The organism is Pseudomonas sp. B21-012, from assembly GCF_024749305.1.
Lineage (GTDB): Bacteria > Pseudomonadota > Gammaproteobacteria > Pseudomonadales > Pseudomonadaceae > Aquipseudomonas.
On sequence record NZ_CP087197.1, the window covers coordinates 2,971,772 to 2,997,940 of the forward strand.

The 26,169-nt window shown below is 65.7% G+C and carries 18 protein-coding genes; 4 read left to right on the top strand and 14 right to left on the bottom strand.

What is annotated here, in order from left to right; genetic code table 11:
• Nucleotides 1–4: 4 nt before the first annotated feature.
• The 8 genes from argE to LOY37_RS13540 all read right to left on the bottom strand — a co-directional run bounded on the left by argE (nt 5) and on the right by LOY37_RS13540 (nt 17,262).
• Complete coding sequence (gene argE, locus LOY37_RS13505; RefSeq protein WP_258714934.1) at nt 5–1,168, bottom strand: acetylornithine deacetylase; 1,164 nt, start codon at nt 1,166–1,168, stop codon at nt 5–7.
• On the bottom strand, nt 1,161–1,835 hold the full coding sequence (locus tag LOY37_RS13510; RefSeq protein ID WP_093382838.1) for a DUF1028 domain-containing protein: 675 nt from the start codon (nt 1,833–1,835) through the stop codon (nt 1,161–1,163). The genes argE and LOY37_RS13510 overlap by 8 nt, the downstream gene beginning before the upstream one ends.
• Nucleotides 1,836–1,845: 10 nt before the next feature.
• The gene (locus tag LOY37_RS13515) at nt 1,846–2,256 is read right to left on the bottom strand and encodes a RidA family protein (protein WP_003201555.1); all 411 of its coding nucleotides are present in this window, start codon (nt 2,254–2,256) and stop codon (nt 1,846–1,848) included.
• A complete protein-coding gene (locus tag LOY37_RS13520; RefSeq protein ID WP_258597760.1) occupies nt 2,256–3,572 on the bottom strand; it encodes an NAD(P)/FAD-dependent oxidoreductase in 1,317 nt (438 codons plus the stop codon). The genes LOY37_RS13515 and LOY37_RS13520 overlap by 1 nt, the downstream gene beginning before the upstream one ends.
• Nucleotides 3,573–3,743: 171 nt before the next feature.
• On the bottom strand, nt 3,744–4,931 hold the full coding sequence (locus LOY37_RS13525) for an HlyD family efflux transporter periplasmic adaptor subunit (RefSeq protein WP_093382819.1): 1,188 nt from the start codon (nt 4,929–4,931) through the stop codon (nt 3,744–3,746).
• Nucleotides 4,921–7,092 carry a type I secretion system permease/ATPase gene (locus tag LOY37_RS13530; RefSeq protein WP_258714935.1) on the bottom strand — a complete coding sequence of 724 codons (2,172 nt, stop codon included), beginning with the start codon at nt 7,090–7,092 and terminating at the stop codon, nt 4,921–4,923. Before LOY37_RS13530 ends, LOY37_RS13525 begins: the two co-directional genes overlap by 11 nt.
• Nucleotides 7,082–8,356 carry a TolC family protein gene (locus LOY37_RS13535; RefSeq protein WP_195884101.1) on the bottom strand — a complete coding sequence of 425 codons (1,275 nt, stop codon included), beginning with the start codon at nt 8,354–8,356 and terminating at the stop codon, nt 7,082–7,084. The genes LOY37_RS13530 and LOY37_RS13535 overlap by 11 nt, the downstream gene beginning before the upstream one ends.
• Nucleotides 8,356–17,262 (bottom strand): Ig-like domain-containing protein, encoded by an 8,907-nt coding sequence (locus LOY37_RS13540; protein WP_258714936.1) that lies wholly within the window; start codon nt 17,260–17,262, stop codon nt 8,356–8,358. The genes LOY37_RS13535 and LOY37_RS13540 overlap by 1 nt, the downstream gene beginning before the upstream one ends.
• A gap of 216 nt (nt 17,263–17,478) precedes the next feature.
• On the opposite strand from LOY37_RS13540, the gene LOY37_RS13545 reads away from it, so the two are divergent.
• On the top strand, nt 17,479–18,000 hold the full coding sequence (locus LOY37_RS13545; protein ID WP_093382802.1) for a GNAT family N-acetyltransferase: 522 nt from the start codon (nt 17,479–17,481) through the stop codon (nt 17,998–18,000).
• Here LOY37_RS13545 and LOY37_RS13550 read toward each other — a convergent pair.
• A complete protein-coding gene (locus LOY37_RS13550; RefSeq protein ID WP_258714937.1) occupies nt 17,985–18,956 on the bottom strand; it encodes a DNA-binding protein in 972 nt (323 codons plus the stop codon). The genes LOY37_RS13545 and LOY37_RS13550 overlap by 16 nt on opposite strands.
• Before the next feature lie 178 nt (nt 18,957–19,134).
• On the opposite strand from LOY37_RS13550, the gene LOY37_RS13555 reads away from it, so the two are divergent.
• A complete protein-coding gene (locus LOY37_RS13555; RefSeq protein ID WP_258714938.1) occupies nt 19,135–20,091 on the top strand; it encodes a site-specific integrase in 957 nt (318 codons plus the stop codon).
• Here LOY37_RS13555 and LOY37_RS13560 read toward each other — a convergent pair.
• Together LOY37_RS13560 and moaB are read right to left on the bottom strand one after the other, a co-directional pair.
• Nucleotides 20,082–20,555 (bottom strand): GNAT family N-acetyltransferase, encoded by a 474-nt coding sequence (locus LOY37_RS13560; RefSeq protein ID WP_045202006.1) that lies wholly within the window; start codon nt 20,553–20,555, stop codon nt 20,082–20,084. The two genes, LOY37_RS13555 and LOY37_RS13560, sit on opposite strands and share 10 nt — an antisense overlap.
• A gap of 38 nt (nt 20,556–20,593) precedes the next feature.
• Entirely contained in the window at nt 20,594–21,133 is a 540-nt protein-coding gene (moaB, locus tag LOY37_RS13565) for a molybdenum cofactor biosynthesis protein B (protein ID WP_093387543.1), read from the bottom strand.
• A gap of 212 nt (nt 21,134–21,345) precedes the next feature.
• Between moaB and LOY37_RS13570 the strand changes: the two genes are divergently transcribed.
• Nucleotides 21,346–22,245 carry a LysR family transcriptional regulator gene (locus LOY37_RS13570; RefSeq protein WP_093382790.1) on the top strand — a complete coding sequence of 300 codons (900 nt, stop codon included), beginning with the start codon at nt 21,346–21,348 and terminating at the stop codon, nt 22,243–22,245.
• Between the two features lie 3 nt (nt 22,246–22,248).
• On the opposite strand, the gene LOY37_RS13575 is transcribed toward LOY37_RS13570, so the two are convergent.
• The 3 genes from LOY37_RS13575 to ptrR all read right to left on the bottom strand — a co-directional run bounded on the left by LOY37_RS13575 (nt 22,249) and on the right by ptrR (nt 24,672).
• Complete coding sequence (locus tag LOY37_RS13575; protein ID WP_258714939.1) at nt 22,249–23,202, bottom strand: Dyp-type peroxidase; 954 nt, start codon at nt 23,200–23,202, stop codon at nt 22,249–22,251.
• Nucleotides 23,203–23,251: 49 nt separating this feature from the next.
• Nucleotides 23,252–23,701, bottom strand: a complete 450-nt coding sequence (locus LOY37_RS13580) for a YMGG-like glycine zipper-containing protein (protein WP_258714940.1) — start codon at nt 23,699–23,701, stop codon at nt 23,252–23,254.
• Between the two features lie 83 nt (nt 23,702–23,784).
• Nucleotides 23,785–24,672: a putrescine utilization regulator PtrR gene (gene ptrR / locus LOY37_RS13585; RefSeq protein WP_093382780.1), complete on the bottom strand. Its 888-nt coding sequence runs from the start codon at nt 24,670–24,672 to the stop codon at nt 23,785–23,787.
• Between the two features lie 103 nt (nt 24,673–24,775).
• On the opposite strand from ptrR, the gene LOY37_RS13590 reads away from it, so the two are divergent.
• Nucleotides 24,776–26,167: an aldehyde dehydrogenase family protein gene (locus tag LOY37_RS13590; protein ID WP_258714941.1), complete on the top strand. Its 1,392-nt coding sequence runs from the start codon at nt 24,776–24,778 to the stop codon at nt 26,165–26,167.
• The last annotated feature ends 2 nt before the right edge of the window (nt 26,168–26,169 follow it).

The window sequence follows — 26,169 nt, forward strand, 5'->3', positions numbered from 1 at the left end:
GTTGTTATCCGTTGTTGGAGAGGTATTCGGCCAGGCGATCCATCAGGCGGTCACAGGCCGCCATCTGCTCGACGCTGACAAATTCATCCGGCTTGTGACCCTGCTCCATGCTGCCCGGCCCGCACACCACCGCCGGGATTCCGGCCTCATCGAACAGGCCGCCTTCGGTGCCAAAGGCCACGGTGCTGAAGGCATCGCTGCCACACAGCTGAGAGACCAGTTGCGCTGCGCCGCTCTCAGGTGCGGTGGCCAGGCCCGGGTAGGCCGAGAGTGCTTCGAAGCGGATCGCCGTATCAGCCTTGATCGCCTGCATGGCCGGCAGCAGGGTGTGCTGCGCGTAGGTGTGCAGCTCGTCCACCACCGCCTGCGGTTCGAACGCCGGCAAGGCACGCACCTCAAAGTCGAAGCGGCAATCGGCCGGGACGATGTTCAGCGCCGTACCGCCCTGGATCACCCCGACCTGCACGGTGGAAAACGCCGGGTCAAAGCGTTGATCGTGATGCTGCGGCGCGGCCAGGCGCTGGCCGATCTCGCCCAGGCGAGCGATCAGCCGCGCCGCCTGTTCGATGGCGTTGACGCCATACGGCGCATAGGCTGAATGGCACGGCGCGCCGTGTACATGGCAACGCATGGCCAGCTTGCCCTTGTGGCCAAGCACCGGTTTGAGCTCGGTCGGCTCGCCAATCAGGCACAAGGCCGGTTGCGCGATGCGCTGGGGCAGTACCTCGAGCAGGCTGCGTACGCCCAGGCAGCCGACTTCCTCGTCATACGAGAACGCCAGGTGCACCGGCCGGCGCAGCGGGCTTTTAAGAAACACCGGCACCGCTGCCAGTACCGAAGCCAGGTAGCCTTTCATGTCGGCGGCGCCGCGGCCGTACAGCTTGCCGTCGCGCTCGGTGAGGCTGAACGGCTCGACTGTCCACGCCTGGCCGTCCACCGGCACCACATCGGTATGGCCCGACAGCACCACACCGCCCGCCACTGCCGGGCCAATGCTGGCCAGCAGGTTGGCCTTGGTCCGCTGCGTGTTGTAGATCAGCTCGCAGCTCACGCCCAGGCCGTGCAGGTAGTCGCGGACGAACTCGATCAGGGCCAGGTTCGAATCGCGGCTGACCGTGGCAAAGCCGATCAGGCTGGCCAACAATGCACGGCTGCGCAGCTCACTCATCGCCCGGCACTCCGTAGCTTGGCGCCAGGGTCGGGTTGAGGGCGCGGGTCAGGTAGTCCTGCAACTGCGGCTCATAGGCGTTCCAGAGCTTGCCCAATTCGCCGATGGGGTTGTCCTCAGCCCAGTCGACGCGCAGGTCAACGATCGGCCAGACCAGCTCGCCGACCACCGACAGCGCCGCCGAATGCACCGCCCCGGCTTCGCCGCCGGCGTCCTGGCCGGCCTCAAGGGCGGTCAGCAAACGCGCGGCCAGGCAGCCTTCGCTGCGCTCGAAGGCCTCGACCATGCGCTCGATCACCGCGCTGTTGGCCAGCAGGTTGCCGGCGGCCACGCATTGTTCGCCGGCCACGGCATGGTTGATGCCCAGCGCATGATTGCCGCTGAACACCGCAGTGCGGCCCTGGGCATCGACCACTGCCACCTGGCGGTACTGGCTGTAGCCGTTGCGGGTCAAGGCGCGGTCCAGGGCCTGGTGCGGCGCCAGGCCTTCGTCCAGGCCATCGAGGATCTGCGGGCCGAGGGCCGGCAAGGTGATGTTCTGGCTCGACACCGCACCGACACCCGTGCGCAGCCACGGGCAGCGAGCACCGACGGCGATGCTTGAAGAGCTGATGGCAATGCCCAGCTGGCCGGTTTCGGCGCAGCGGCCAACAATGGAGAAGGTCATGGCACGCTCCTTATTCGGGGATGACCGCGATCACGTCGATTTCCATCAGCCACTGCGGCTGGCCGAGGGCGCTGACCACCAGGCCGGTGGAGATCGGGAACACGCCCTTGAGCCATTTACCGACTTCCTGGTACACCGGCTCGCGATAGCGCGGGTCGATCAGGTAGGTGGTGGTCTTGACGATATGGCTGAGGTCGCTGCCGGCCTCCTCCAGCAGTTGCTTGACGTTGCGCATGGCCTGCTCGGCTTGCGCCCGCGGGTCACCCAGGCCGACCAGCTGGCCATTGAAGTCGGTACCCACCTGGCCGCGCACATACACGGTGTTGCCGGCACGCACGGCCTGGCACAGGTCGTTGTCCAGGGTCTGGTTGGGGTAGGTGTCTTTGGTGTTGAACATGCGAATACGGGTATGAGTAGGCATCAACGGGCTCCCATGAGGCTGGCTGGTTGGCTGGACGCTTGCTGTTCGGCCTGGCGCTGCGAAGCGTCGCGGTAATTGAGGTAGGTGCGCTGTTTGGCGATGTGATCGGCGATGTGCTTGGCGTCGTGCCACACCCCCCAGATAAACGCCGAGCCGCGCCGCGACAGCCAAGGCAGGCCGACGAAGTACACCCCCGGCTCGCTGGACACGCCGCGCTGGTGCCGGGGCTTGCCGTTGTCCTTGAAGGCGTCGACCTGCAGCCAGCTGTAGTCCACCGAATAGCCGGTGGCCCAGATGATGGTGCCGACCCCGGCCTTGGCCAGGTCGAGTTCGAGGATGGGCTGGGTCAGGCACTGCGGATCAGGCAGAATTTCCCGCGCTTGCGGCTCTTGCGGCAGGTCCAGGCCATTGCGGGCAATGTAGGCGTCGGCGGCATCGAGCAGCGCCAGGTAGTTCTCGTCGCCGCGGGCGATGTTCTCGGCCAGGTTGGCTTCAAAGCTGACCACGCCGTTATCAAAGCCCTTGGTCAGGCCGACCAGGGTCATGCCTTGTTGGGCCAGGCGGCGAAAATCCACGGTGTGGCCGCCGCGGGCACCGCTGACGGCGATGGTCACGTGCTCCTTGCCCGGCTGCATGGTCTCGGCATCCCACTCGCCGAGCACCCCCAGCCACCAACAGAAGTCACGGTTGCGGTAGGCCCGTGGCGGCCGGTCGTGGGCGCCGACCGAGAGGTACACCTGCTTGCCGGCACGCTGCAGTTCATCGGCGATCTGCACCCCCGATGAGCCGGCGCCAACCACCAGCACCGCGCCTTCAGGCAACTGCTGCGGGTTGCGGTAGGCGGCCGAGTGCATCTGCAATACGTTCGACTGCTTCGGCGCAATCGGCGGGATCACCGGGCGCTGGAACGGGCCGGTGGCAACCACCACCTGCTGGGCCTCGATCACGCCATCGCTGGTGTGCACGGTGAACCCCGGACGATCGCTGTTGCGCAGCACCTGGGTAACTTCGACGCCAGTGCGGATCGGTGCGTTGAATTTGCGCGCGTAGGCTTCGAAGTAATCGGCCACCTGGTCTTTACCAGCGAAGGCGTCCGGGTCGAGGCCGTCGAACTCCAGGCCCGGGAAGCGGTCGTGCCAGGCCGGCCCATTGGCCACCAGCGAATCCCAGCGACCGGTGCGCCAGGCTTCGGCGATACGGTTGCGCTCCAGCACCAGGTGCGGCACGCCCAGGCGGCTCAGGTGTTCACTCATGGCCACGCCGGCTTGCCCGGCGCCCACTACGAGCGTATCGATCTTGGTTTTATTGGTTGTCATGTCTGCGCCCTACTGAGTTGTCCCACGCGGGTGGCCGTGGGAGGGTGTAGGTCGCATTCTGGGAGAGCGCGAAGAAAGGCGAAATTATGATTTTTGTGGTTGTTGGAGAGTAAAAAACTAAGGGCTGCTGCGCAGCCCTTCACCGGCAAGGCCGGTTCCCACAGGGACTCGCTAGTACAGGCGCGCCTTGACCAGCGGCCTGATCAGATAATTGAGCACCGTGCGCTTGCCGCTGAGGATATCCACCTCGGCAACCATGCCGGGGATGATCGGCAGCACCTCATCGCCCTTCTTCAGCTGGCTGCCGTCGGTTTTGATCAGCACCTGGTAGTACGACTCCTTGCCGCGCGGGGTGTCTTCCTCGATGGTGTCGGCGCTGATTTGCTCCAGGGTGCCCTTGAGGTCGCCATAGATGGAGAAGTCGTAGGCGGTGATCTTGACCTTGGCCGGCATGCCCGGCACCAGGAAGGCCACGTCCCGCGGCTTGATTCGCGCCTCGACCAGCAGGCGCTCTTCTACCGGGATCACCTCCATGATCGCCTCGCCCGGCTGGATCACCCCGCCGCGGGTGTTGATCAGCACAGTGTTGACCCGTCCGCGCACCGGCGACAGGATCTCGGTGCGGCGCAACTGGTCCTGGCGCTGCTGGATGATCGGCTCCAGGGCGCTGAGGTCGGCCTTGCGCTGCGAGCGCTCGGTGTAGGCGTCCTGGAAATAGGTGTTCTTCAGCTCGGTGAGCTTGCCGTTGAGGGTGGCGATGTCCTGGCTGAGTTTCAATGCCTCCATCTGGCTGACCGCGCGCTTGGCCACCAGCGGGCGCACCAGGTCGAGCTGGCTCTGGGCCAGGCGGATCTGCGCCTGGATCGAGCGGGTGTTTTCCAGCAACTTGCCGCGCCGCGACTTGAACAGCTCGCGCTCGGAGCGCGCCAACGGGCTGTCGGGGTCGACCCCGGGGCCGAACTCGATGCGTTCCTTGCCCAGCACCTCGGCATCCAGGCGGGCAATCGCCGCGCGCAGGCCGTCGGCCTGGTTGGTCGACTCCTGGACGTTGGTCAGAAAGCGCGTTTCATCCAGGCGCACCAGCGGCTGGCCAACCTCCACCAGGTCGCCCTCCTTGACCAGCAGGCGGTCGAGGATGCCGCCTTCCAGGCTCTGGATCTTCTGGATGCGGCTGTACGGCACCACCCGACCATCGCCACGGGTGACCTCGTCAAGCTCGGCCCAGGCCGCCCAGGCGATAGCGATGAGGATGCAGGCCAGCAACAGCCACAACAGCGGCCGGTACACCGGGTGGGTCACCGCCAGCAGCGGGTCGGCCAGCTCGCGGCGCAGTTTCGCCGCCTTGCGCTCAGAGTCCATGTGCACCTCCTGCGGCCTGTGGGGCCTGTACCTGACTGCCCTGCACCACCTGGTCCAGCGGGCCATCCATGATCACCCGGCCCTGGCGCAGCACCACCGCGCGCTCGACCAGGGCAAGCATGCTTTTTTTGTGCGTGGTGATGATCAGGGTGCGCTTGCCCAGCCATTGCTGCAGGTAGTCGATCACCTGTTTTTCGCTGGTCTGGTCGAAGGCTGCAGTGGGTTCGTCGAGCAGCAGTATTGGCGGGTCCTGCAGCAGTACCCGGGCCAGGCCCACGGCCTGGCGCTGGCCGCCAGACAAACTGGCGTTGCCCTGCAGCGGCATGTCCAGGCCCAGCGAATGGCTGCGCACGAAAGCGCCGAGGCCGACGCCGTCGAGGGTTTCCAGCAGTTCGTCATCGCTCAGGGCGGCGCTTTCGAGGTTGAGGTTGTCGCGCAGGCTGCCCTGGAACAACGCCACCTCCTGGGGCAGGTAGCCAATACCGCGCTGGCGGTCGGCCGGGTCGATCTGGCTGAGGGCGACGTCATCGAGCAGCAGGCGCCCGGCCTGGGCATCGAGCAAGCCGCTGAGCAGGCGCAGCAGGGTCGACTTGCCGGCGCCGTTGCCGCCCAGCAGCGCCACCCGCTCGCCGGCCTGGATGGTCAGTGCCTGAATGTCCACCACCGGCGGGCTGTCACCGTGGCTCAGGCGCACGCCTTCAAGGCGAAAGTGCCCGTGCAGGTGCGGCTTGTGCACGAAGCGCTTGCCCTTGGGCCGCTCCTGCTCGGCGGCCATCAGCTGGTCGAGGCCTTCCATGGCCACCTTGGTGTGCTGCCAGCGCCCGAGAATGCCAGCCGCCTGGGACAGCGGCGCGATGGCTCGCGAGGCGAGGATCGAACAGGCCACCAGGGCCCCGACGGTCATCGCCCCTTCGCTGATGCGGTAGACACCGAACACCACCACGCCGACGTAGCACAATTGCTGGACGATGCTCGAGGCGTAGCTCAGGCTCGAGGCCAGGGCGTGGGTTTTCATTGCCGTGCTTGAAAGCTCGCCGGTCAGGGTTTCCCACTGCTGCAGGCAACGGCCTTCGGCGCGGGTGGCCTTGACCGTTTCCAGGTGCTCGAAGGCTTCCAGCAGCACGCCGTTTTTCATCGCCCCTTCGCGCAGGTTCTGCCGCGACAGATTACCCAGCAGGCGCTGGGTCAGCAGCCCCGGCAGTACCATCAGCACACAGGCGACGATCGGAACCCAGACCACCTGGCCACCGATCAGGGCAATGATCAACAAAAAGATCAGCACGAACGGCAAATCGCTGATCAGCGCAGCGCTGGATGAGGTAAAGAACTCGCGTACCGATTCGAACTCGCGCACCTGGGTGCTGAAGGCGCCCATGGACGCCGGCTTGGCGGCGATCCGCGTGCTCAGCACCCGCGAAAACAACAGGCTGGAGAGCTGCAGGTCGAGGCGCTTGCCCAGCACGTTAAGCAAATGCCCGCGCATGATCCGCAGCACGCCGTCGAGGACAATCGCCAGGGCCACGCCGCTGGCCAGAATCCACAGGGTGTCGAAGGCGGCGTTGGGCACCACGCGGTCATATACCTGCATGGCGAACAGCGCCGAGGCAATCGCCAGGACGTTGGCCACCAGGGCGGCGGCGGCCACTTCGGCGTAAGAACGCCAGAGCTTTTTCAGCGGGCCGAAAAACCAGTGCTCGGGCACCGCCCTGGCGTAATCCCCTACCCGCTCGTCGGCGCGAAACCGGCACTTGGCGAACACCGCCGTGCCGCTGTACAGCGCCGCCAGTTCAGCCAGGGGCAAACGCTCGCCGCCGCCATCGCTCTGCGGTACCAGCACCTGAGCGTGCTCAGCGTCGAGCTTGACCAGCACCAGGCTGCGCCCGTCGTTAAGCAGCAACAGCGCGGGCAGCAGGTAGTTGTCCATCTGCGCCAGCGGTAGTTGATCGACCCGCGCGGTGATATCGGCGCGGCGCAAAGCCCGGGCGACCATGCGCAGCGGCAGGCGGCCGTGCTCCAACGGCAAGCCGTCGACCAGCTCGGCATCGCCCAGCGGCCGCCCCAATTGCCGGCACAGCAACAGCAAGCCCTCGCGCAGCGGATCGTTGAGAGGGTCGTGGTTGAGCACCACGACGTTGTCGGCAATCCTGTTGTCAGCTTCCATTCAAGCGATTCTCCACCAGTGGGCCCAACAAGCCGACCTGTGCGGCCGCCCGGTACTCGATGCGTTTGCGTTCGATGTGCAGGTTGATCAGTTGCCGCTCGGCCTCGAAGCGTTCGCGCTGGACGTTGAGCAGGTCGATCACATCGCGCCGGCCCACCTCGAACTGCTCGCGGTACAGCTCGCTGACCTGCGCCGACTCGGTGACCTGCTGCTGCAGCGACTTCTCCCGCCAACCCAGGGTTTCACTGTTGTCGAACAAGGTCTGCAATTGGCGGCGGATGTCGCGCTGCATGGCATCGGCGGTAAAGCGCGCCGACTCCAGGCGTTGCTGCGCGGCGGTCGGGCGGCGGAAGTTGGACAGGCCCTGGAAGGTGTCCATGCGCAAGCGCAGGGCCACCACCGAGTCGCTTTCCGGATGCCCGCCGACTTCCCGGCGCAAGGCTGTGGCTTCAATATTCAGTTGCGGCAACAACGACGCCTTGGCTTCGCGGACCTGGGCTTCGGCAACGTTGGCGTCTTCCAGGGCCTTGCGTTGCAAGGGCGCGTCGTGGATCACCCGGGTCAGGTCGCTTGAGGCCAGGTAGCGCTTGAGCGACAGCGGCTCGGGGTCGCTGAGGGCATCGGGTTCCTGGCCAACCAGGAGGGCGTACTGGTTGCGGGCATCCTGCAGGTTGCCCTTCTCCAGCGCCAGTTGCTCCTGGGCCCGTGCCAGTTCAAGGTTGGCGCGGTCCAGCTCGCTGCGGTCGGCATAGCCGTCGCCGCCACGGTCCTCGGTCATCTGGCGGATGCCACCGAGGCGCTGCAGGTGCTCGCGCACCGCCTCGACCCGGCGCTCGGCCGCCAGTACATCCAGGTAGGTCTCGACGATATCCAGCGCGGCATCGTCGCGGGCCACCAGCAGTGCCTGCGACAGTTTGCGCTGGGTGGCGCTGGCGCTGTCGACCTTGCTGTTGACCCGGCCCCAGTCATAGAGCATCTGCGAGGCGGTCAGGTCGTAGACCACGTCGCCAAAATCGAACTCCTGCGGCCCGCCAGACACCGACACCGACGGGTAGTAGCCGCCTTTGGCAATCTCCACTTCTGTTCCGGCGCGATCGGCTTCGGCCATCGCCGAGCGCACCTCAGGGTGAATCGCCAGCCCTGCCCGGACCGCCTGGTCCAGTGGCATGGCTGGCGCAACCATCGGCAGGCCCAGCGCCAGCAGCCACAGGGCCACTTGCGCTTGCCGCCGTCCCTTGCGCGCGTACTGCATGCGCGCTGCCATCACACGACAACCTGAACCGTATTGTCCTCGACCAGCAAGATGTTGGCGCCAAAGGTGTAGACGTCGTAGTTGACGCCGTTGATCGCCTGGCTGGTCCCGGTGTTCACCGCCCCGACCACGTTCAGGGTGTCGTTGCTTTCACCGGTGATCTGCAGGGTGTTGTTGGCATCGGTAATGGCGTTGACCTCCGCTGCGGTCAGGGTCAGCACGCTGCCCGAATCGCCCTTGCCCAGGTCGATACGCTCGATATTGCTCAGCGTGCCGACCCCCACCGAGTTGTAGTCCAGGTCGATGCCGTTGGCGAACAACAGGGTATCGAAGCCCGCCCCGCCGTCGATGCTGACAAAGTTGGTGGCGGTGATCTGGATGGTGTCGTTGCCGTCACCCGCCACCACATGATCGCCGGTGCCGAGGTTGAAGATCAGGTCGCTGCCGGCCCCGCCATTGATATGCTCGGAGCTGCCGTTGGCCCCCGCCATCACGTCGTCGCCAGCGGTGCCGTTGACGTCGATCTGGCCAATGTTCAGCGACAGGCCGTTGGGTACCAGGGTGATGCCATAGGCGGCGCTGTCGTTGCCCTGACCATCGGTTGAGACAACGTTGAAGGAGATCTGCGAGCCAAGGTTGAGGATGTCGGTAATGTTCAGCCCCAACTGGGTGAGGACGCTCGGGCTCAGCAGGTTCAGGGCAAAGTGCCCAGTGCCATCGGCGTTGATTGGCAGCAATTCGACGTTCAACACCGGGGTGATGACGCGAATCACCAGGCTGGAACCGGCCTCGGTGGTACCGCTGAAGCCAAACCTGGGGTTCAACGGGTTGAGGCTGACATCAACCCCGAAGCCGCCGATGGTCACCGGCTGCTCGATGCTGGCGCCAATGCCGATGCTGGCGACGTTGCTCGGGTTGCCGGCCGGGTCGCGGCCGACCACCGAGACCTGGGCACTGAGCAGTTGGTCCCAGCTGAAGTCGATGTCCAGGTCAGTGAGCAGGTTCAGCGACGCCAGCCCGCTGTTGTCGGCGGTTACCGTTACCGTAGCGACTACCCCGCCGACGGTCAGGTTGACGGTCAGCTCAGTGCCAGGTTCGGCAGAGATGGTCAGCAGGTTGCCGACCAGCGACAGCACCGGGGTGGCCGGTGGCACGGTGTCGATGGTGAACGGTGCCGGCGTCGAGGCGGCGCCGCCGTTGATGTCGGCCGTGACGGTCGAGGCGCCCTGCGGGAACGGCCCCTGCCCGCCTGGCGGGGTCAGGGTCAGGGTCACGCTGCCAGCGCTGATATCACCGGCCGTCAGGGTATGGCTGACCTCGGCTTCATAGCCGTTCTGGCCGGCGAACTTGACGGTGACCACCTGGCCGGCCTGCATGGTCGGCCGCACGCTCACGTTGACCTGGATGCCATCGCTGATTTCGGCGGCGTTGATCCAGGTATCGGCGGCTTCCGGCACGCTGATGGTTGGCGGCGCCAGGTCCGGGGCAATGACGCTGCCCGGGCCGCTGACGTTGCCGGCCGCATCCACCGCCACCGCCGACAGCAGCTCGCCGGTAATCAGTGGTGGTGCGAACGGCAGGCTGAAGGTGCCGCTGCCATCGACGTTGACCGTGATCGGGTTGGCGCTGTCGCCGTTGACCACGATGCGCACCTGGCTGTTGGCCTCGGCGGTACCGGTGAGTAACGCGCCGTCGGCACTGATGCTCAGCACCGGTGCACCCGGTGCCACGCTGTCGACCGTAGTGGTTGCCGGCCCGCTGTCATTGCCGGCGGCGTCCTCGGCCACGGCATTGACCACGGTGCCGTTGGGCAGCGGGCTGGCCGGGGTGAAGCTCCAGTTGCCGCTGCCATCGGCGGTGGTCTGGCCAATCGGGTTGCCGCTGCCATCGGTGAGCGTGACCTTGGCGCCGATTTCGGCAGTACCGCTGATGACTGCGCCGTTGCTCGGGTTGATCACCGGTGCGGCCGGCGCCACGGAATCCACTGTGGTGCTAGCCGGGCCGCTGTTGTTGCCGGCGGCGTCCTGGGTCACGGCATTGACCACCGTGCCGTTGGCAAGTGGCGCGCCGGGGGTGAAGCTCCAGTTGCCGCTGCCATCAGCAGTGGTTTGACCGATCGGGTTGCCGCTGCCGTCGGTAAGGATGACCTTGGCACCGATCTCGGCGGTACCGCTGATGATCGCGCCATTGCTCGGGTTGATCACCGGTGCGCCAGGCGCCACCGCGTCAATGGTAGTGCTGACCGGCCCGCTGCTGTTGCCAGCGGCATCCTGGGCCAGCGCATTGATCACGGTGCCGTTGGCAAGTGGCACGCCTGGGGTAAAGCTCCAATTGCCGCTGCCATCAGCAGTGGTTTGACCGATCGGGTTGCCGCTGCCGTCGGTGAGAATGACCTTGGCGCCGGCTTCGGCGGTACCGACAATGATCGCGCCGTTGCTCGGCTCGATTACCGGTGCGGCCGGCGCCACGGCGTCAACCGTGGTACTGACCGGGCCGCTATTGTTGCCGGCAGCATCCTGGGCCACGGCATTGATCAGCGTGCCATTGGCCAATGGCGAACCCGGAACAAAGCTCCAGTTGCCGCTGCCATCAGCGGTGGTTTGACCAATCGGATTGCCGCTGCCATCGGTAAGAATGACCTTGGCGCCGATTTCCGCGGTGCCGGTGATCACCGCACCATTGCTCGGGTTGATCACAGGTGTTGCAGGCGCCACGGCATCCACCGTGGTGCTGGCCGGGCCGCTGCTGTTGCCGGCAGCGTCCTGGGCCACGGCATTGACGACGGTGCCATTGGGCAACGGGCTGGCCGGGGTGAAGCTCCAGTTACCACTGCCATCGGCAGTGGTTTGACCAATCGGGCTGCCGCTGCCGTCGGTAAGGATGACCTTGGCACCCGCTTCGGCGGTGCCGCTGATCGCTGTGCCATTGCTCGGATCGACCACCGGCGCGCCGGGCGCCACGGCATCAACCACCGTACTGGCCGGGCCGCTGTTGTTGCCGGCGGCGTCCTGGGCTACGGCATTGACCACCGTGCCGTTGGCCAACGGCGGCAGCGGTGTGTAGCTCCAGTTGCCGCTGCCATCGGCGCTGGTCTGACCGATCGGGTTGCCGCTGCCATCGGTGAGGATCACCGTGGCATTGGCTTCGGCAGTACCGACAACAACTGCCCCGTTGCTGGCATTGATCACCGGTGTTGCCGGTGCCACGGCATCCACCGTGGTGCTGGCCGGGCCGCTGCTGTTGCCTGCGGCGTCCTCGGCCACGGCGTTGACCACGGTGCCATCGGGCAGCGGCGTGCCTGGCACGAAGCTCCAGTTACCGCTGCCATCGGCGGTGGTTTCACCAATCGGGTTGCCACTGCCATCGGTCAGAACGACCTTGGCGCCGATTTCGGCGCTGCCGCTGATGACCACGCCGTTACTGACGTTGACCACCGGCACCGCAGGCGCCACGGCATCCACCGTGGTGCTGCCCGGGCCACTGCTGTTGCCGGCAGCATCCTGGGCCACGGCGTTGATCACCGTGCCGTTGGGCAACGGGCTGGCCGGGGTGAAGCTCCAGTTGCCGCTGCCATCAGCAGTGGTTTGACCAATCGGGTTGCCGCTGCCGTCAGTAAGGATGACCTTGGCACCCGCTTCGGCGGTGCCGCTGATGACTGCACCATTGCTCGGGTTGACCACCGGTGCGCCGGGGGCCACGGCGTCGACCGTGGTGCTGCCTTGCAGGCTGGTGTTGCCGGCAGCGTCCTGGGCTACGGCATTGACCACGGTGCCGTTGGCAAGTGGCGAGCCCGGGGTGTAGCTCCAGTTGCCGCTGCCATCGGCCGTCACCTGGCCAATCGGGTTGCCGCTGCCGTCGGTGAGGATAACCTTGGCACCGGCTTCAGCAGTGCCGACGATGACCGCGCCGTTACTCGGGTCGATCACCGGCGCAGCCGGGGCCACCGCGTCAATAGTGGTGCTGACCGGGCTGCTGGTGTTGCCGGCCGCGTCCTGGGCCACGGCATTGATTACCGTGCCATTGGGCAAGGGGCTGCCTGGGGTGAACGTCCAGTTGCCGCTGCCGTCGGCCGTGACCTGGCCAATCGGGTTGCCGCTGCCATCGGTAAGGATGACCTTGGCACCCATCTCGGCGGTACCGCTGATGACCGCGCCATTGCTCGGGTTGATCACCGGCGCGGCAGGCGCCACGGCATCCACCGTGGTGCTGCCCGGGCCACTGCTGTTGCCGGCAGCATCCTGGGCCACGGCGTTGATCACCGTGCCGTTGGGCAACGGGCTGGCCGGGGTGAAGCTCCAGTTGCCACTGCCATCGGCGCTGGTCTGGCCAATCGGGTTGCCGCCGCCATCGGTGAGCAGGATGGTCGCGCCGGCTTCGGCGGTACCGCTGATCTCGGCGCCGTTGCTCGGCTCGACCAGCGGCGCCGCGGGCGCAACGCCATCAATCGTGGCAACCGCCGCCGCACTGTCGACCCCGCCGGGGTTGCGCGCCACGACATTGATCACGGTGCCGTCCGGCAGCGGCACACCGGGGGTGAAGCTCCAGTTGCCACTGCCGTCGGCCGTCACCTGGCCGATCGGGTTGCCGTTGCCGTCGGTGATGATGAGGGTGTTGCCGGCATCGGCGCTGCCGCTGATGACCGAACCGTTGCTGGGGTCGATCTGCGGGATCGACGGCAAAGAGGTATCTACGATAGTGCTAGCGGGCGCGCCGGTGTTGCCGGCCGCGTCGGTGGCGGTGACATTGACCACGGTGCCGTTGGGCAGTTGCGCACCGGGGGTGAACGTCCAGTTGCCGCTGCCATCGGCGGTGGTCTGGCCGATCGGGTTGCCGCTGGCGTCGGTCAGGGTAACGGTGCTGTTGGCCTCGGCGGTGCCGTTGAGGGTATTACCGTTGCTTGGGTTGACCACCGGCGCTGGCGGCGGCACGGCATCCACCGTGGTGGTGCCCGGGCCGCTGCTATTGCCGGCCGGGTCCTGGGCCACGGCATTGACCACTACGCCGTTGACCAATGGCGCAGCAGGCGTGAACGTCCAGTTGCCGCTACCGTCGGCGGTGGTCTGGCCGATCGGATTGCCACCACCATCGGTGATGATGATCCTGGCCCCCGCTTCGGCAGTGCCGCTGATGGTGCTGCCATTGCTCGGATTGATGACCGGTGCGCCCGGGGCAACGCTGTCCACGGTGGTGGCGGCCTGCAGGCCCGTGTTGCCAGTCGGATCGGTGGCGGTGGCAATCACCACGGTGCCGTTGGCCAGCGGGCTGCCCGGGGTGAAGCTCCAGTTGCCGCTGCCATCGGCGGTCACCTGGCCAATCGGGTTGCCGCTGCCATCCTTGAGGACAACCGTGGCACCGGCTTCGGCAGTGCCGCTGATGGTGGCGCCATTGCTCGGGTTGATGACCGGGGCCGCAGGCGCCGAGCTGTCGACAGTAACGCTGGCCGGTGCGCTGACATTGCCGGCAGCATCCTGGGCGACAACGTTGACCACGGTGCCATCGGCCAGCGCCGAACCCGGGGTGTAGGTCCAGTTGCCGCTGCCGTCGGCAAAGACTTCGGCGATCGGGTTGCCGCTGCCGTCGGTGAGAATGACTTTGCTGTTGGCTTCGGCGGTGCCGCTCAGGCTGTTGCCGTTGCTCAGGTTGACCGTCGGGGCCGGCGGCGCGACGGCATCCACTACGGCAGAAGCCGGTGCGCCGGTGTTGCCGGCCGGGTCGCTGGCCACCGCATTGACCACGGTGCCGTTGGGCAGCGGGCTGCCCGGGGTAAAGCTCCAGTTGCCGCTGCCGTCGGCGGTCACCTGTCCAATCGGGTTGCCGCTGCCATCGCTCAGGGTGACGGTGGCGCCGGCTTCGGCGGTACCACTGATGACGCTGCCATTGCTCGGGTTGAGTAGCGGCGCGCCCGGAGCGACGCTGTCTACCGTGGTGGCCGCTGGAGCACCGGTGTTGCCGGTCGGGTCGGTGGCCGTGGCCACCACTACCGTACCGTTGGGCAACGGGCTGCCCGGGGTGAAGCTCCAGTTGCCGCTGCCGTCGGCCGTGACCTGGCCGATCGGGTTGCCGCTGCCATCCTTGAGCAGCACCGTGGCGCCGGCTTCGGCGGTGCCGCTGATGACGCTACCATTGCTCGGGTTGAGTACCGGAGCCGCAGGTGCCGAGCTGTCGACGCTTACGCTCGCCGGCGGGCTACTGTTACCTGCCGCGTCCTGGGCGAGCACATTGATTACCGTGCCATCGGCGATTGGCGTGCCCGGGGTGTAACTCCAGTTACCGCTGCCATCGGCGGTCACCTCGGCAATCGGGTTGCCGTTGCCATCGCTGACGATCACCTTGCTGTTGGCTTCGGCGGTGCCACTGAGGCTGCTGCCATTGCTCGGATTGATGGTCGGCGCCAGTGGCGCGACGGCATCGACAGTGACGGCGGCCGGGCCGCTGCTGTTGCCGGCGGCGTCCTGGGCCACGGCATTGATCACGCTGCCATCAGGCAACGCGGCGCCCGGAGTAAAGCTCCAGTTGCCGCTGCCGTCGGCAGTGGTTTCACCAATGGGGTTACCACTGCCGTCGCTGAGAATGACCTTGGCACCGGCTTCGGCAGTACCGCTGATGACCGCGCCATTGCTCGGATTGACCTGCGGTGCGGCCGGCGCCTGGGCATCGACGACAGTACCGCCGGGGACGCTGGTGTTGCCGCTGGCGTCGGTGGCGGTGACGTTGACCACGGTGCCGTTGGGTAACGGGCTACCCGGGGTGAAACTCCAGTTGCCGCTGCCATCGGCGCTGGTTTGACCAATCGGGTTGCCACTGCCGTCGGTCAGGGTGACGGTCGAACCGGGTTCGGCAGTACCGCTGATGACACCGCCATTGCTCGGGTTGACCACTGGCGCCGCGGGCGCTACTGCGTCGACGCTGACCGTTGCCGGCGCGCTGCTGTTGCCCGCCGCATCCTGACTGACCACACTGACCACGGTGCCATCGGCAATTGGCGTGCTGGGGGTGTAGCTCCAGTTGCCACTGCCATCGGCGCTGGTCTGGCCGATGGGATTGCCGTTGCCGTCGGTGATGATCACCGTACTGCCTGGCTCGGCGCTGCCGCTAAGCTCGCTGCCATTGCTCGGGTTGACCGTCGGTGCGCCAGGCGCTACGCCATCGACGGTGACGCTGCCCGGGCCACTGATGTTGCCGGCGGCGTCCTGGGCCACGGCATTGATCACGGTGCCATCGGGCAACGGCGTGGCCGGGGTAAAACTCCAGTTGCCGTTGGCATCGGCAGTGGCCTGGCCGATCGGGTTGCCGCTGCCGTCGGTCAGGGTGATGGTCGCCCCGGCTTCGGCGCTACCGCTGATCTCGCTACCGTTGCTCGGGTTGATCTGCGGCGCTGCCGGCGCCACGCCGTCGACGGTGATCGACGCCGGCGGGCTGCTGTGGCCGCTGGCATCCTGGGCCACCACAGTGACCACGGTGCCATCGGCCAGCGCCGTGCCTGGCGTAAAGCTCCAGTTGCCATTGCCGTCGGCGACCGTCTGGCCGATCGGGTTGCCATTACCGTCGGTGATCACCAGGGTTACGCCGGGCTCGGCAGTACCCGACAGCTCGCTGCCATTGCTGGCATTGACCTGGGGTGCATCCGGGTAATCGGGGGCCTGGACGCTGACGCCCGGGCTGCTGTTGCCGGCAGGGTCAGTGACCACCACGGTGACGGTCTGGCCATCGGTCAGCGGTGGATCAAGCGGCACCTGGAAGCTGCCATCGCTGCCGATCACCGCCGTGACATCCGGCTGGCCATCACCATTGGTGTCGACACCAACGCTGGCACCGGGCTCGCCATTGCCGCTGACGCTGCTGCCGTCGGGCGCCACTTCGACATCCGTGGGCGCCGCCGGGGCGGTGGTGTCCGGTGCGCTGGCCTGGGCTGGCGGGCTGCTGTTGCCGGCCGGGTCGGTGATCACCACGGTCACCGTCTGGCCATTGGTCAGCGGTGGGTTAAGCGGCACCTGGAAGCTGCCGTCAGGGCCGATGATCACCGTGATGTCGGGATGGCCGTCGCCATCGGTGTCGATGCCCGCCGTGGCTCCCGGCTCACCCTTGCCACTGACCAGGGTGCCATCGGGGGAGACTTGCAGATCGCTTGCCGGCGCCGGTGCGGTGGTGTCCGGTGCGGTGATCTGGGTCGGCGGGCTGCTGTTGCCGGACGGGTCGGTGACCACCACGGTCACCGTCTCACCGTTGGTCAGTGGCGGGTTCAACGGTACCTGGAAGCTGCCATCGGCGCCGACCACCACGGTTGCATCAGGCTTGCCGTCGCCGTTAGTGTCGATGCCGACGGTAGCGCCCGGCTCGGCCTTGCCGCTCACCGAACTGCCGTCGGTGGCCACCTGCAACCCCGTCGCTGCACCCGGCGCGGTGGTATCCACCGGTGGGGTTTCACTGCCGCCGCCACCACCGCCGCCGCCGCCACTGTTCGACACCGCAACGCCCGCACCAATCACCGCCGCGCCCGCCAGCAGCATCCCCCCTACCCCCAGGCCGCCTGCGGTCGCACCGGCACCGGCGCCCCCGGCAGCGGTCAGCGAGTCAAAGCCTGCAGCGCTTTCCTGGGCGACATAGGTGGCCGCCAGGATGCCCTCTGCGGCAACCGGCGGCAGGCTAACCGCCACCAGCTTGCCTTCATGGACCAGGAACAGCTCACTGGGTGGCTGGCCTTCGGCATAGAAATTGGCAATACGGACGCTCTCGCCGTTCTTGAGCTGCACCACCAGGTCGGCATCGCTTTTCGAATAGCTGGCAACCGCCTCGGGATCGATGTCGAGGGCGATTTCGCTGCTTTCGGTAAGTTTCAGGATGCCGTTGGTAGGGATTTCAGTGACAGCGGCGGACGAGACATTTTGATTGAGGGGGGAAACCTGCGCCTGGATCGACATGCTAGACAGTCCTTTTGCCCATAGATGACCGAAGGGGTCACACTGCTGCCTGAAGAAATAGCAGTTCTGGGAAAAAAAACGATTCTGGCTTTAGGCTTAATACCTAAGCGCACTTAAACGTTTTTGGCGTTAGTCCAAAAGGCTTGCAGCGCCCTTGCAGTTGCGAAAAAAACGGCAATTGACGACACTGCAAAGCCACCTTCAATAGCCTTCGCCATGTCAGTTACCCTGCGCCTTGCCCGCGTCGAAGACGCGCAACTGCTACCCGCCGTCGAACGTTCTGCCGCCCGGGTTTTTGCCGATCAGCCAGGTCTTGAGTGGATTGCCACGGGGCCGGTGATGAGCAGCGACGAGCACCGCCAGTTCATCGACCAGGGCCATGAGTGGGTGCTGGCCGACGCCGACGACGTGCCGCAGGGGTTCCTCTGCGCGCAACCCGCAGGCCGCGACCTGTTCATTCATGAACTCTCGGTTGCGCAATCTGCGCAAGGTCAGGGCCATGGCCGCCGGTTGATCGGCGCCGCCGCTGACTGGGCCCGCGAACACGGCTTCGAAGCCCTGAGCCTGACCACCTTTGCCTGCGTTCCCTGGAACGCGCCCTTCTATGCCCGCCTGGGCTTCGAGACACTCGCTGAACAGCAACTGAGCCAGGCTTTGCGCCAACAGTTGAACCGCGAACAACTGCAGGGACTGATCGGCCGCTGCGCCATGCGCATGAAACTTCAGCCGTTGTCCTGAACCTGTTCGCGGGCACGCTCGGCCTGGCGCAACTGTGCTTCCTGCTTGCCGATCAGCTGCAGCTGGCGGCGCAATTCCGACACCCGTTCGGCCAGGCTCAAGGCCAGGTCCTGGTTCTGCTTCTCCAGCTCATCGCGTGAACCGCTGAGCTGCGCAAGCTTGACCTCCAGGCCGTGAATTTTCGCCTGCTGGCGATCGCCCTGGGTCTTGAGGCCGCGCTGCGCTTCCTTGAGGGTGCGAACCTGCACCAGCAGGCCTTCGTTGTCGCGGTTAAGGCGGGTCAGTTCGTCTTGCTTGACGATCAGGCTCTGCTGCAACTGGCGCACTTCCACCTGCAGCAACTGTACCTGCGCCTCGTGCCGGCGTTGATCCTGGTCGCGCTGTTCGCGGCTGGCGTTGCGGTAATGCTCAAGGGCATCGCGGGCGTGCTGGTGCTTGTCTTCCAGCGAGCGGACCTGCTCGTCCTTATCGGCCAGGCGCAGGTTCAGTTCGCCCACCGCCTGGTTGAGGGTGGCGTTGCGGGTCTGCTCGCTTTGCAAGCTGGTGCGGGCGGTGGCCAGGGCCTCTGACTCGCTGGCCAGCGCCGCCGTCTGGATTTCATGTTGCTGTTGCAAGGCGGCCAGCGCCTGCTGGCTGATCTGCACCTGCGCCAGCAGGGTCTGGCGCTCTTGTTCAAAGGCACTACGGGCAAGGTCGATACGCGCCTCAGCCTCCTCCTGCAGTTGCGCGGCCAGTTGCTCGACCACTGCCGCCAGCGCATCGCTGAGGTTTGCCGTGCTGGCGGGTGCCGTCGGCTGCAGGCTTTCCAGCTCTTTGAGGTAACGATGAATGGTGGTTTTCGAGCCGGTATTACCCAGCTCGATACGTACGGCATCGATACTCGGATGCTCGCCCCGGGCCAGCAGCGCCTGCCGCGCCTTCTGCACTAATGCCTTGTTGATACCGCCACGGGCCATGTCAGCTCCTACTATTTCGTACTGTGATACGTACCATGTATTTACATACTATCCTATTGATCTTCCTCACGCTCAAACAATCAAGTCCTGAGATAAAATAATCACGGCTTATCGCATGTGAAGCGCTAGAATGGCAGGTAAATGTGCCCAGAGCGGTACACCTGGCGGGAACGAGGCAATGAACACGATCGAGCGCTACCTGCAGGCCGCAGTGCGCGATAACACCCGGCGCAGTTACCAGGCTGCGGTCGAGCACTTCGAAGTGAGCTGGGGAGGCTTTCTGCCGGCCACCGCCGACAGCATCGCCCGCTACCTGGCCGAGCATGCGCACAGCCACTCGATCAGCACCCTCAAGCAGCGCCTGGCAGCGCTAGGGCAATGGCATGTCAGCCAGGGCTTTCCCGACCCGACCAAGGCACCGATGGTGCGCCAGTTGCTCAAGGGCATCCGCACCCTGCACCCGGCCGAACCAAAACAGGCGGCACCGCTGTTGATCCAGCACCTGCAAACAGCGGTTGGCGTACTTGAGCAAGAAGCCGCCCAGGCCCGCGCCGGGCACAATTTGCCGGCACTGTTGCGCGCCAGCCGCGACAAGGCCTTGCTGTTGATCGGGTTCTGGCGCGGGTTTCGCGGCGATGAACTGGCGCGCCTGCAGGTCGAGCATATCCAGGCCCAGGCGGGTATCGGCCTGTCGATCTACTTGCCGCGCAGCAAGGGCGACCGCCAGGCACTGGGCGTGCGCCATCGGGCGCCGGCCCTTAAAGTGTTGTGCCCGGTCCAGGCCTACCTGCAATGGCTTGAAGTGGCAGGCATTGCCCGCGGCCCGGTGTTTCGCAAACTCGACCGCTGGGGCAACCTCGGCGAACAGCCGCTCAACAGCAACAGCCTGATCGGCTTGTTGCGGCGCATCCTCGAACGCGCAGGCGTACCGGCAGCGTTATATACCGGGCACTCGCTGCGCCGCGGCTTTGCCACCTGGGCCACCAGCAATGGCTGGGAGCTCAAGGCGTTGATGAGCCATGTCGGCTGGAAAGACGCCAAGTCGGCGCTGCGCTATATCGATGCGTCGGTGTCGTTTGGCGAGCTGGCGCTGCTCGACGCCAGCGCCCCGGGGCAACTGACGGATCAGTCCTGAAGCGGGCGCTGCATCTTGACGATCTCGATCACTGCGCGACTGTTGCCGCGGCTGAAGGTGCCGTTGCCGATAGGCACAAAGCCGTTGGCTTGATAAAAGCCCTGAGCGTTGCGCGTGGCTTCCAGGTAAACGCTGCTGGCCTTCGTCGCGCGGATACGCTCGATCGCCAGGTTCAGCAGCCGCCCACCAATGCCCTGCCCGGCACCCGCACCGCAGACAAACAGCTTGCTGAGTTCAAAGCCGTCGATCTCGACGAAGCCGAGAATGCTTTCGGCTTGCGCGACCCACAGGTTGCCCTGCTCGATGGCCGGCAGATAAGTCGCCGGTGAGCGGCCATCCAGCCACATGTGGATCTGCTCGACGCTGTAATGCTCACCACACTGGGACTCGACCGAGTCCTTGTGCACGTTGAAAATGGCCTGCGCATCGGCGGCCCTGGCCTGGCGAAGTACAATCGCGCTCATCTACCCGCTCCCTGCTTTTATGTGGACTGCCTGGCGTATCAGTTACGCGTCTTGCACAGTGTGCCAGGCTTGAGGTGGGCAACGAAGTTGCACGGGCGATGGCGGGCATCCAGTTGCTCGGCGAGGATACCTTCCCAGGCAGTGCGGCAGGCGCCGGTAGAGCCCGGCAGGCAGCAGACCAGGGTGCCATTGGCAAGGCCGGCCAGGGCACGGGTCTGCACGGTGGAAGTGCCGATATCGAGGATCGACAAGGCGCGGAACAACTCGCCAAAGCCATCGATGTGCTTGTCGAACAGGCAGGCCACAGCTTCCGGGGTGCTGTCGCGCCCGGTAAAGCCGGTGCCGCCGGTGATCAGCACCACCTGCACGTCGTCCTCGGCAATCCAGCCGGCGACCTGGGCGCGAATCTTGTACAGGTCATCCTTGAGCAGCACCCGCTCGACCAGGCGGTGGCCCATCTCCACCGCGCGGCTGGCCAGCAGCTCGCCGGAGGTGTCGGTGTCGAAGCTGCGGGTGTCGCTGACAGTCAGCACGGCGATGTTCAGCGGCACGAACACCGCGTCCAGTTTGATACTCATGCACAGCCCCTTGGCAGCAGTCAGGAAGTTGCGGCCAACGCTAGAGGCAAACACCATTAGCGTCCAATCGATAGATCCGACCGGCTTATCGAGGTGGTCTATCGTCTATTGATCAAGCGCCTCTATCAGCCGGTCACTAATGCCCATTGGACGGCCCGGGGGCATTGCTTTACCGTTTTGCCACCCGCCCTACTGACTTGCCAGGCTGCGCCATGGATATCAAACAACTGAAGTTTCTGCTCGCCCTGGACCAGACCCGCCACTTCGGCCAGGCCGCCGCGCTGTGCCATATCACCCAGCCGACCCTGTCGATGCGCCTGCGTAACCTTGAGGACGAACTGAACCTGGTGCTGGTAACCCGTGGCCAGCGTTTCGAAGGCTTTACCGAGGCCGGCGAGCGCATCCTGGCCTGGGCTCGCACCCTGCTGGCCGCCTATGACGGCCTGCAGGCTGAAGCCGCCAGTTGCCGCGGGCAGATCGTCGGCAGCCTGCGCCTGGGCATGGTGCCGCTGTCGAGCTTCAACCCCATGCAGTTTCTCCAGCCCCTGGCCCAGCGCTATCCGGAGCTGCAGTTCCAGCTGTCGTCCTTGAGCTCCGAACAGATCACCGATGGCCTGAGCCGTAACCAGCTGGACCTGGGTATCTGCTACCTGGACCAGATCAACAGCGCCTATTTCGAAGTGATCGAACTGGGCACCACGCGCATGGGCCTGCTGTATGACGTGCGCCATTTTCAGTTCGAGCAGGCTGAACTGCCCTGGGAAGCGGTCAGCGCCGTGCCGCTGGGGCTGTTGAGCAAGGGCATGCACTATCGCCAGTCGGTCGACCTGAGCTTTCGCAGCCGCGGCCTGCAGCCCCATGCGGTGCTCGAAAGCGACTCCAGCTACCAGTTGATCCAGGCCGTTTGCGCCGGGATGTGCTGCGCGATCATGCCGCTCGATTACGGCCTCGAAGGCCTCAGCGAGCACCTGCGTATCGTGCCGATCAGTGCTGCCAGCGTGCATGCACCGATCGGCTTGCTGCTGCGGCGTACCGAGCCGCGTTCGGCCATCGCCGAGAAGTGTTTTGCCGAAGTTCGATCACTGCTCGACAGTGAATTGAAACCGGCATGAGCACTAGCCCGGGGTGCGCTCGGCCAGGTCTTCGAGCAGCTCGGCCGACGGCACGAAGAACAGGCCGCCGGTGACCGCGTTGCTGAAGTCCAGCAAGCGGTCGTAATTGCCTGCCGGGCGACCGACGAACATGTTCTCGAGCATCTGCTCGATCGGCGCCGGCGAGCGCGCATAACCAATGAAGTAAGTGCCGAACTCACCGGCGCCGGGGCGGCCGAACGGCATGTTGTCGCGCAGGATCTTCAGCTCTTCGCCGTTCGCGTCGGTGATGGTGGTCAGTGCGCTGTGGGAGTTGCTGGGTTTGGCTTCGTCACCCAGCTCGATGTCCGACAGCTTGGTGCGGCCGATCACCCGCTCCTGCGCCTCGACCGGCAGCGCGTTCCAGGCGCTCATGTTGTGCAGGTACTTTTGCACCAGCACGTAGCTGCCGCCGCTGAAGCCCGGGTCTTCGTCGCCGACCAGGGTGAATTTGGGCACCTGGCGGCCGACCGGGTTCTCGGTACCATCGACGAAGCCGATGATGCTGCGCATGTCGAAGTACCGAAAACCCTGCACTTCGTCCACCACCTTGACTGCATCGCCCAGGGCCGTGATCAGTTGGGTGGCCAGTTCGAAGCACAGGTCCATCTGCTCGGCGCGGATGTGCAAGAGGATATCGCCGGGGGTTGCCGGCGCGCGGCGCCCTTCGACGCCAAACTCGCGGAACGGGTGCAAGGCCTGTGGCCGTGGCCCGCCGAACAGCTGGTCCCAGGCACTGGAGGCAAAGCCGCAGACGCACGACAGGTTGCCAGCCGGCACGCGCTTGCCCACTGAGCGGGTCAGGCCGGCGATATCGGCGCACCACTCACGCACGGTTTGCAGTGCCTCACTGCCTGGGGCCAGGGTGGCGACCATGAAAATCGCGCTGCTGGTGATCGGACTGCCCACCGCCTGGGGTTCGGGAATATCGTTGTTCATGGCTGCCTGCACACGGGTCAAAGCCTGCAGCCTAGCAGATCGGCAGCGGCTATGGCGTGACCTGGTAACCCTTGTTCTGCAGGCAGCTGGTATAGGCCGAAGCGCTGGTAGCCTCATTGCTGCGCCGGTCCTGCCGACGCTCCTGGCGCTGGCGGGCACCACCGACAACCGCGCCGGCAGCGGCGGTTTCACCGGCACGGTTCTGCCGGTATTGCTGTTTGACGTCATCATCGACGCGCTCATACACCTCATCATGCTGGCGTCCCCGTACCTCGGCGCCCGCGGCGCCGGCGGCCGCACCCACGGCAGCTCCGCGTACCCGGCCACCGACATGGGCATCGCTGCTGGCGGAACTCGCGGCGACGTTATGGCAATCGTTGATATCGACCTGCACCTGCTGGGCGCTCTGGCCCTTGAGCGGCACCACGGTTTCGGCCCAGCCCTGCGCACATACAGTCGATAACGCCAAGCACAGGCCAATGGAGGACAACCTGTTCATGATGGACTCCGGGATCGGACAGTAGCAACAGTGTAGCTGGCCAGTAGACGCTGGCTTGCCAGCGATGAGGCCAGCACATCAGGTCACACCGGTTCCTCGACCTTGAGTACCTCGCCGCGCTCTTCCAGCAGTTGCACGAAGGTCCTCAAGCTGCGCGATACCGTGCCGCGCCGCCACACCAGCCAGGTGCGCAGGTAGCGAAAGCGCTGGGACAGCGGCCAGACACTGACCGTGCTGCAGCCGGGCATGCTTTCGAGCATGCTGCGCGGCATCAGCGCCAGGCCGGCGCCGGCGCTGACGCAGGCAAGCATGCCGTGGTACGACTCCATCTCAATGATCTTGCCCGGCACCGCCTGGTCCTGGGCAAACCAGTTCTCGAAGTGATGACGGTATGAGCAGTTGGCGCGAAAGGCGTAGATGGTCATGCCGTTGACCTCGCCAGCGCGGGTGATCGGCGTGTGGTTGAGCGGTGCGATCAGCACCATCTCTTCGACGAACACCGGCACCCCCTCGAGCGCCGGGTGCAACACCGGGCCGTCGACGAAGGCGGCGCTCAGGCGCCCGGCCAGCACGCCGTCGATCATCGCCCCGGACGGCCCGGTGGTGAGGTCCAGTTCGACCTTGGCATAGGCCTGGTTGTAAGCCGCCAGCAGCGTCGGAATGCGCACCGCGGCGGTGCTTTCCAGCGAGCCGAGGGCGAAGGCGCCTTGCGGCTCGTCACCGGCCACGGTCAGCCGCGCCTCGGCCACCAGGTCGAGAATACGCCGGGCATAGTCGAGAAAATTCCAGCCCGCCGGCGACAGGCGCAAACGGCTTTTTTCGCGGATGAACAGCTCGGCACCCAGCTCCTGCTCCAGCTGCTTGATCCGCGTGGTCAGGTTCGACGGCACCCGATGGATGTGCTGGGCCGCGGCACTGATGCTGCCCTGCTCGGCCACCGCCTTGAACATCTCCAGTTGCACCAGATCCATAGTCATTCTCTCTGCGTGAATGTTTTGCTCAGTATTATTCAGTTTAAGGCAAAGGCACAACGCAGTAGTCTGAAACCGTTCCCCTCCCCTCAGGACCGCCGTGATGACCGCGATCAACTTGCACACCCACGCCTTGTCGATCAACCCCGCCAATGGCGAGCAGATCGGCCACTATGCCTACGAAAGCGACGCTGTCCTCGACGCCGCCCTGAGTCGCGCCGCCAAGGGCTATGCTGCCTGGCGCCGCACGCCGGTAGCGGCACGCACCGCATTGCTGCTGGCCCTGGCCGGCGCCCTGCGCAACAACGCCGAGGCCATGGCGCGGATGATCACCGACGAAATGGGCAAGCCGGTGGCCCAGGCCAGGGGCGAAATCGAGAAATGCGCGCAGCTCTGCGAGTGGTACGCGGCCAACGGCCCGGCCATGCTCGAGGCTGAAGCGGCCCCGGTGCCCGTCGGCAAGGCGCGCATCGAATACCGTCCACTCGGCCCGCTGCTGGCAGTGATGCCGTGGAACTTCCCGATCTGGCAGGTGCTGCGCGGCGCGGTGCCGGCGTTGCTGGCCGGCAATACCTATGTACTCAAGCACGCGCCGAACGTGATGGGCAGCGCCTACCTGCTGCTCGAGGCGTTCCAGCGCGCAGGTTTCCCCGAGGGCGTGTTCGAGGTGATCAACGTCACCCCAGAGGGCGTGTCCAAGGCCATCGCCGACCCGCGCATCGCCGCCGTGACCTTGACCGGCAGCGTACGTGCCGGTACCGCCATCGGCGCCCAGGCCGGCGCCGCGCTGAAAAAGTGCGTGCTGGAGCTGGGCGGCTCCGACCCGTTCATCGTCCTCAACGATGCCGACCTTGATGAAGCGGTCAAAGCCGCCGTCATCGGCCGTTACCAGAACACCGGCCAGGTCTGCGCCGCAGCCAAGCGCCTGATCGTCGAGCAAGGCGTGGTCGAGGCCTTCACCCGCAAATTCGTCGAGGCCACCCAGGCCCTGGTCATGGGCGATCCGCATGCCAGCGACACCTACATCGGCCCGATGGCCCGCTTCGACCTGCGCGATGAGCTCGACCAGCAAGTCCAGGCAACCCTGGCCGAGGGCGCGACCCTGCTGCTTGGCGGTGGCAAGGTGCAAGGCAACGGCAACTACTACCCGCCCACCGTGCTGGCCGACGTCACCGACCAGATGACTTCGTTCAAGCAGGAGTTGTTCGGCCCGGTGGCCTCGATCATCACCGTGCGCGATGCCCGCCATGCCCTGCAACTGGCCAACGACAGCGAGTTTGGCCTGGCCTCGACCATCTACACCGCCAATGCTGCACTGGCCGAGCAACTGGCCGACGAACTGGACACCGGCGGCGTGTTCATCAACGGCTACTGCGCCAGCGACCCGCGGGTGACCTTCGGCGGCGTCAAGAAAAGCGGCTTTGGCCGTGAATTGTCGCACTTCGGCGTACGCGAGTTCTGCAATGCGCAGACCGTGTGGGTTGACCGCAACTGACA

What these genes read in the sequence shown, in the direction of transcription:
- LOY37_RS13510 (WP_093382838.1), bottom strand. Translation starts at nt 1,835, where the DNA reads ATGACCTTCTCCATTGTTGGCCGCTGCGCCGAAACCGGCCAGCTGGGC.
- LOY37_RS13550 (WP_258714937.1), bottom strand. Translation starts at nt 18,956, where the DNA reads ATGGCCCGTGGCGGTATCAACAAGGCATTAGTGCAGAAGGCGCGGCAG.
- LOY37_RS13535 (WP_195884101.1), bottom strand. Translation starts at nt 8,356, where the DNA reads ATGGCAGCGCGCATGCAGTACGCGCGCAAGGGACGGCGGCAAGCGCAA.
- LOY37_RS13545 (WP_093382802.1), top strand. Translation starts at nt 17,479, where the DNA reads ATGTCAGTTACCCTGCGCCTTGCCCGCGTCGAAGACGCGCAACTGCTA.
- LOY37_RS13590 (WP_258714941.1), top strand. Translation starts at nt 24,776, where the DNA reads ATGACCGCGATCAACTTGCACACCCACGCCTTGTCGATCAACCCCGCC.
- moaB (WP_093387543.1), bottom strand. Translation starts at nt 21,133, where the DNA reads ATGAGTATCAAACTGGACGCGGTGTTCGTGCCGCTGAACATCGCCGTG.
- LOY37_RS13515 (WP_003201555.1), bottom strand. Translation starts at nt 2,256, where the DNA reads ATGCCTACTCATACCCGTATTCGCATGTTCAACACCAAAGACACCTAC.
- LOY37_RS13540 (WP_258714936.1), bottom strand. Translation starts at nt 17,262, where the DNA reads ATGTCGATCCAGGCGCAGGTTTCCCCCCTCAATCAAAATGTCTCGTCC.
- LOY37_RS13575 (WP_258714939.1), bottom strand. Translation starts at nt 23,202, where the DNA reads ATGAACAACGATATTCCCGAACCCCAGGCGGTGGGCAGTCCGATCACC.
- argE (WP_258714934.1), bottom strand. Translation starts at nt 1,168, where the DNA reads ATGAGTGAGCTGCGCAGCCGTGCATTGTTGGCCAGCCTGATCGGCTTT.
- LOY37_RS13580 (WP_258714940.1), bottom strand. Translation starts at nt 23,701, where the DNA reads ATGAACAGGTTGTCCTCCATTGGCCTGTGCTTGGCGTTATCGACTGTA.
- LOY37_RS13525 (WP_093382819.1), bottom strand. Translation starts at nt 4,931, where the DNA reads ATGGACTCTGAGCGCAAGGCGGCGAAACTGCGCCGCGAGCTGGCCGAC.
- LOY37_RS13520 (WP_258597760.1), bottom strand. Translation starts at nt 3,572, where the DNA reads ATGACAACCAATAAAACCAAGATCGATACGCTCGTAGTGGGCGCCGGG.
- LOY37_RS13555 (WP_258714938.1), top strand. Translation starts at nt 19,135, where the DNA reads ATGAACACGATCGAGCGCTACCTGCAGGCCGCAGTGCGCGATAACACC.
- LOY37_RS13530 (WP_258714935.1), bottom strand. Translation starts at nt 7,092, where the DNA reads ATGGAAGCTGACAACAGGATTGCCGACAACGTCGTGGTGCTCAACCAC.
- ptrR (WP_093382780.1), bottom strand. Translation starts at nt 24,672, where the DNA reads ATGGATCTGGTGCAACTGGAGATGTTCAAGGCGGTGGCCGAGCAGGGC.
- LOY37_RS13560 (WP_045202006.1), bottom strand. Translation starts at nt 20,555, where the DNA reads ATGAGCGCGATTGTACTTCGCCAGGCCAGGGCCGCCGATGCGCAGGCC.
- LOY37_RS13570 (WP_093382790.1), top strand. Translation starts at nt 21,346, where the DNA reads ATGGATATCAAACAACTGAAGTTTCTGCTCGCCCTGGACCAGACCCGC.